At 73.1% G+C, this 5480-nt stretch carries 6 protein-coding genes; 3 read left to right on the plus strand and 3 right to left on the minus strand.

All coding sequences use genetic code 11. The features are described from left to right. Window positions 1-315: DUF3761 domain-containing protein (locus tag ACJA3G_RS28895; RefSeq protein WP_406555982.1), on the plus strand; the 315-nt coding region annotated here is incomplete at its 5' end. 20 nt (window positions 316-335) lie between these two features. Here the strand turns inward: ACJA3G_RS28895 and ACJA3G_RS28900 are convergent. Next, on the minus strand, window positions 336-512 hold the full coding sequence (locus ACJA3G_RS28900; protein ID WP_406555983.1) for a hypothetical protein: 177 nt from the start codon (window positions 510-512) through the stop codon (window positions 336-338). A gap of 242 nt (window positions 513-754) precedes the next feature. On the opposite strand from ACJA3G_RS28900, the gene ACJA3G_RS28905 reads away from it, so the two are divergent. Further along, a complete protein-coding gene (locus ACJA3G_RS28905; RefSeq protein WP_406555987.1) occupies window positions 755-1792 on the plus strand; it encodes an NUDIX domain-containing protein in 1038 nt (345 codons plus the stop codon). Between the two features lie 26 nt (window positions 1793-1818). Here the strand turns inward: ACJA3G_RS28905 and ACJA3G_RS28910 are convergent, their stop codons facing one another. Both ACJA3G_RS28910 and ACJA3G_RS28915 read right to left on the minus strand, forming a co-directional pair. After that, a complete protein-coding gene (locus tag ACJA3G_RS28910) occupies window positions 1819-2505 on the minus strand; it encodes an MBL fold metallo-hydrolase (protein WP_406555984.1) in 687 nt (228 codons plus the stop codon). A 107-nt stretch (window positions 2506-2612) separates the two neighbouring features. Further along, window positions 2613-3977, minus strand: coding sequence for a dipeptidase (locus tag ACJA3G_RS28915; protein WP_406555985.1), 1365 nt, complete (start codon window positions 3975-3977; stop codon window positions 2613-2615). 164 nt (window positions 3978-4141) lie between these two features. On the opposite strand from ACJA3G_RS28915, the gene ACJA3G_RS28920 reads away from it, so the two are divergent. Further along, on the plus strand, window positions 4142-5464 hold the full coding sequence (locus tag ACJA3G_RS28920) for a geranylgeranyl reductase family protein (protein ID WP_406555986.1): 1323 nt from the start codon (window positions 4142-4144) through the stop codon (window positions 5462-5464). The last annotated feature ends 16 nt before the right edge of the window (window positions 5465-5480 follow it).

The raw sequence follows: 5480 nt of genomic DNA on the forward strand, positions 1-5480 counted from the left end.
ACCCCGACGCCCACGCCCTCCGAGCCGGCCCCGCTGCTGTCGCCCGACGTGACCCCGGGCGACGACGGATCGGACGGGGGGAGYGCGTCCGGTGGCGCCGACGACGGGGGCGGCTCCGGATCGTCCGGCGGGTCCAGCACCTCCGGCGGCTCCGGCAGCACCTCCGGCGGGTCTGACGACTCCGACGACTCAGGCGGCAGTGGTGGCGACCACGGCGGAGCCACCGCCCTCTGCAACGACGGCACGTACTCGTTCGCGGCCCACCACCAGGGCGCCTGCTCCCACCACCGGGGCGTCGCGGTCTTCTACCGGTAGCGGGCCGGCGCGGGCGGGGGTCAGTGGGCGGGCTCCGGCGCGTACTGGCGGACGACCACCAGGAACGCGTCCGACTCCAGGTCCATCACGACCTCCGCCGGCACGCCCTCGTCGCGGCGGTCGCGCGCGAACTCCTCGGCGGGCCAGCTGCCGCGCGGGCCGCCCGCGGGAAAGCGCTCCAGCACAGTACGACGCATCCGCCGCACCCCCTCACTCTCTTCCGGCACTCGCACAACGACGTTCTCGTCGGATGCGTTACGGCCCCCCGTGGCCGGTGCCCTGGGGAGAAGGACGCGTCGGGCGGCCGGAATGGCTCGGACGGATGTGCAACAAGGGCGCCACAGTTGTGTACAAGATCAGGACGCCCGGTTCCGCCCCGGCGATTCCGTGGCACTCTGTTGCGGGCAATCCACTGGGGGCTATGGAAGAGGGGGCAACCGTGATCGTCTGGATCAACGGTGCGTTCGGCGCGGGCAAGACCAGCACCGCGCGCGAACTGGTCGACCTGATCCCGAACAGCACGTTGTACGACCCCGAGGTGATCGGCGCGGTACTGAAGCACCTGCTCCCGCAGAAGCGTCTCGCGGAGGTCGGTGACTACCAGGACCTGCCCAGCTGGCGGCGGCTGGTGGTGGACGGCGCCGCCGCGCTGCTCGCCGAGGTCGGCGGGGTGCTCGTGGTGCCCATGACGCTGCTGCGGCAGGAGTACCGCGACGAGATATTCGGCGGCCTCGCCTCCCGGCGCATAGCGGTGCGGCATGTGCTCCTGACACCTGAGGAAACGATCCTGCGCGGCCGGATAGCCGCCCGGGTCGAAGTCCCCGACGACCCCGAGGCGAGCGAGCGCTGCCGCCAGTGGGCGTACGAGCACATCGAGCCCTACCGGGCCGCCCTCGACTGGCTGGGCCGGGACGCCCACGCCGTCGACAACGGCGCCCTCACCCCGCGCGAGACCGCCGAGCGCATCGCCGAGGCCGTACGCACGGAAGCCGCACCCGTCAGCGAGATCGTCCAGACCCCGGAGCCGACCGCCGAGACGCTCGCCGCCGGGGTGCTGCTCTTCGACGAGAGCGACCGGGTGCTGCTGGTGGATCCGACGTACAAGCCGGGCTGGGAGTTCCCCGGCGGGGTGGTGGAGCGCGGCGAGGCGCCCGCCCGGGCGGGCATGCGCGAGGTCGAGGAGGAGATCGGGATACGGCTCGACCGGGTGCCCCGGCTCCTGGTCGTCGACTGGGAGCCGCCCGCCCCGCCGGGCTACGGCGGGCTGCGGCTGCTCTTCGACGGCGGCCGGCTCGACAGCGCCGGGGCCGGACAGGTCCTGCTGCCCGGCTCCGAACTGCGCGACTGGCGGTTCGTCGGGGAGGAGGAGGCGTCCCGGCTGCTGCCGCCCGCCCGCTACGAACGGCTGCGCTGGGCGCTGCGGGCCCGGGAGAAGTCGACGGTGCTCAACCTGGAGGCGGGGGTGCCGGTGGGCTGAGCGCCCCGCGCCCGGCGCGCCGGCCGTCAGTCCTGTTCCGCCGTCTCGCGCAGCACCCTCGCCGCGTCCCGCGTCAGCGGGTCCCCGTGACCGAAGCACGCCACGGACGGGGCGAGCGCGGCGAGACGGCGGAAGGAGTCCCGGGCGCGGGCGCGGTCCACGTTGAAGACGCCCAGCATCACCTGGCCGACCCCGGCCACGCAGTCCCCGGTGAAGAGCACGCCGTGGCGCGGCAGATGGACGCCGATCGAGCCGGCGGTGTGACCGGGGGAGTGGACCACCACCGCGCCCCCGCCGAAGTCCAGCACCTCGCCGTCCCCGACCTCGCGGTCGACCCGGGTCGGCGGGGCCTCGGGAACCGTCAACGCGTGCTCGTACAGCGGGAGTTCCCACTCCAGCAGATCGGGCTCGGGCACCGGCCATTCGCCCCGGATGACCGGCGCGTCCAGCCGGTGCGCGATCACCTCGGCCCCGTACCTTCCGGCCAGCTCCTCGGCCGCGCCGTAGTGGTCCCGGTGGCCGTGGGTGACCACGATCCTGCGGAGGGCGCCCGGGTCGAGACCGAGGTCCCGTATCGCCTTCTCCATGGGGGCCGCGGCGTTGACGTCACCCGCGTCCACCAACGTCAACTCGTCCCCGTCGCGCCACAGATAGGCCTGGCCGATGGGGAAGCGGAACATGTGCAGTTCGGGAGTGACCGGTACGAGATCCATGCGGCGAACGTACGGCGGCGCCGGGGTCCGCCGCACGGATCTACGCTCTGCGCGATTCCGCCCAGAGCGTCACGGCCCTACTTGGGAGGACGTGACGTGATGTTTCGTCAGGTCTGCTTGGAGCGCGCGTAGTTGAGGAGGAAGTGCGCCTCGGCGACCGAGAGCCGCTCCAGCTCCTGCGGCGAGACGCTCTCGTTCACCGCGTGGATCTGCGCCTCCGGCTCGCTCAGCCCGATCAGCAGGATCTCCGCCTTCGGGTAGAGAGCGGCCAGGGTGTTGCAGAGCGGGATCGAGCCGCCCATGCCCGAGGACTGCATCTCCTCGCCCGGGTACGCGATCCGCATCGCCTCGGCCATCGAGGTGTACGCCGGGCTGGTGATGTCCGCGCGGAACGGCTGGCCCTGGCCGACCTGCTCGAAGGAGACACGCGCGTTCCACGGCGTGTGCTTCTCGATGTGGGCGAACAGCAGCTTGGTCGCCTCCGCCGCGTCCACGCCCGGCGGCACCCGCAGACTGATCTGCGCCCGCGCGCTCGCCGGGATGGACGGGGTCGCGCCCGCCACCGGGTGGCAGTCGATCCCGATCACCGTGACGGCCGGACGCGCCCAGATGCGGTCGGCGACCGTGCCCGTGCCCGGCAGCCCCACCCCGTCCAGGACCTTCGCGTCCTTACGGAACTCGTCCTCCGGGTACTGGAGCCCCTCCCACGCGGCGTCGGCGGAGAGCCCCTCGACGACCGTCTGCCCGTTCTCGTCCCGCAGCGAGTCCAGTACGCGGATGAGCGCCGCCAGCGCGTCGGGGGCCGCGCCGCCGAACTGGCCCGAGTGGAGGTTGCCCTCCAAGGTGTCGATCCGCACCCGGATCATCGTCATACCGCGCAGCGTCGCGGTGACCGTCGGCAGACCGACCCGGAAGTTGCCCGTGTCCCCGATGACGATGGCGTCGGCCGTCAGCAGCTCCGGGTGCGCCTCGGCGTACCGCTCCAGGCCGCCGGTCCCCTGCTCCTCGGAGCCCTCGACGATGACCTTCACGGAGACCGGGACGCCGCCGTTCGCCTTCAGGGCGCGCAGCGCCAGCAGGTGCATGATGAAGCCGCCCTTGCAGTCGGCGGCCCCGCGCCCGTACCAGCGGCCGTCGCGCTCGGTCAGCTCGAACGGCGGGCTCAGCCAGGCGGACTCGTCCAGCATCGGCTGGACGTCGTAGTGCGCGTACAGCAGGACGGTGGGCGCGCCCGCGGGGCCGGGCAGGAAGCCGTAGACCGACTGGGAGCCGTCCGGGGTGTCGAGCAGCGCCACATCCTGGAAGCCCTCGGCGCGCAGCGCCCCGGCCACCCACGCCGCGGCGGCCTCGCACTCGCTCCTCGGCGCCACCGCCTCGTCCGCCACCGACTGGAACGCCACCAGTTCCGTGAGCTCCGCCTGCGCGCGGGGCATCAGTGAGGCGACGGTCTCGGCGATCGGATTCGCGGTCATGGGCACGCTCCTCGTGGGTGCGACGTTGAAGTACGTGTACGCAAGTGCATGTGAATGTATGACGAAGGTAGAGCCGATCCTCCCACAGGGTGGATGGGGGCTACCGCGCCGTAGGATGCCGTCGTCAGCTTGACCACGGGTCGGATCAGGAGCAGAAGCCCATCGTGAGCAGCGAGAACGCAGATGCCGGGACACAGCCGCAGGAGCCGCAGGAGTCGTCCGTGTGGGATGTCGTCGTGGTCGGCGCCGGACCCGCGGGTGCCTCGGCGGCCTACGCGGCGGCGGTCGCGGGCCGACGGGTGCTCCTCCTGGAGAAGGCCGAGCTGCCCCGCTACAAGACATGCGGCGGCGGCATCATCGGACCGTCGAGGGACGCCCTGCCGCCCGGGTTCGAACTGCCCCTGGAGGACCGGGTGCACGCCGTCACCTTCTCCCTGGGCGGCAGACTGACACGCACCCGCCGCTCCCGGCAGATGCTCTTCGGCCTGGTCAACCGGCCGGAGTTCGACGCCCGTCTGGTCGAGGCGGCCCAGAAGGCCGGCGCCGAGCTGCGGACGGGGGTGACGGTCCAGCGCGTCGAGCAGCACGGCCCGGCCGTGCCCGACCGCCGCACGGTGGCGGTCGTCCTGGCCGGCGGCGAGACCGTCCTCGCGCACGCGGTCGTCGGTGCCGACGGCAGTGCGAGCCGGATAGGAGCACATGTCGGCGTCAAGCTCGACCAGGTCGACCTCGGCCTGGAGGCGGAGATCCCGGTGCCCGCGACGGTGGCCGAGGACTGGGCCGGCCGGGTGCTCATCGACTGGGGCCCGATGCCCGGGAGTTACGGCTGGGTCTTCCCCAAGGGCGACACCCTCACGGTCGGTGTGATCTCGGCCCGGGGCGAGGGCGCCGGGACCAAGCGCTATCTGGAGGACTTCATCGGCCGGCTCGGCCTGGCCGGGTTCGAGCCCGCGATCTCGTCCGGGCATCTGACGCGCTGCCGCAGCGACGACTCGCCGCTGTCGCGCGGGCGGGTGCTGGTGTGCGGGGACGCGGCGGGGCTGCTGGAGCCCTGGACCCGCGAGGGCATCTCGTTCGCGCTGCGCTCGGGACGGCTCGCGGGGGAGTGGGCGGTGCGGATCGCGGAGGCGCAGGACGCGGTGGACGCCCGCCGCCAGGCGCTGAACTACGCCTTCGCCATCAAGGCGGGCCTGGGCGTCGAGATGGGCGTGGGCCGGCGGWTGCTGGCGCTCTTCGAGAAGCGCCCCACGGCGTTCCACGCCGCGATCACCGGCTTCCGCCCGGCCTGGCGGGCGTTCGCCGACATCACCCGGGGCACGACGACCCTGGCGGGCCTGGTGCGGACGCACCCGATGGCGCGGCGGCTCCTGGACGCGGTGGACCGCCGCTCCCAGGGCAGGGCCGGGGCGTCGCCGGAGACCGTCGCTTCGGCGGAGGAGAAGGCCGCCGTGCCCGCCGCGTCCGCCGCGTCCGAGGACAAGGTCTAGGGGCTGGGGCTGGGGC

It is taken from the genome of Streptomyces sp. YS-3 (assembly GCF_045257485.1).
Classification (GTDB): domain Bacteria; phylum Actinomycetota; class Actinomycetes; order Streptomycetales; family Streptomycetaceae; genus Streptomyces.

Coding starts and splice junctions, on each gene's coding strand:
- ACJA3G_RS28900 (WP_406555983.1), bottom strand. CDS start 512: ATGCGTCGTACTGTGCTGGAGCGCTTTCCCGCGGGCGGCCCGCGCGGC.
- ACJA3G_RS28910 (WP_406555984.1), bottom strand. CDS start 2,505: ATGGATCTCGTACCGGTCACTCCCGAACTGCACATGTTCCGCTTCCCC.
- ACJA3G_RS28915 (WP_406555985.1), bottom strand. CDS start 3,977: ATGACCGCGAATCCGATCGCCGAGACCGTCGCCTCACTGATGCCCCGC.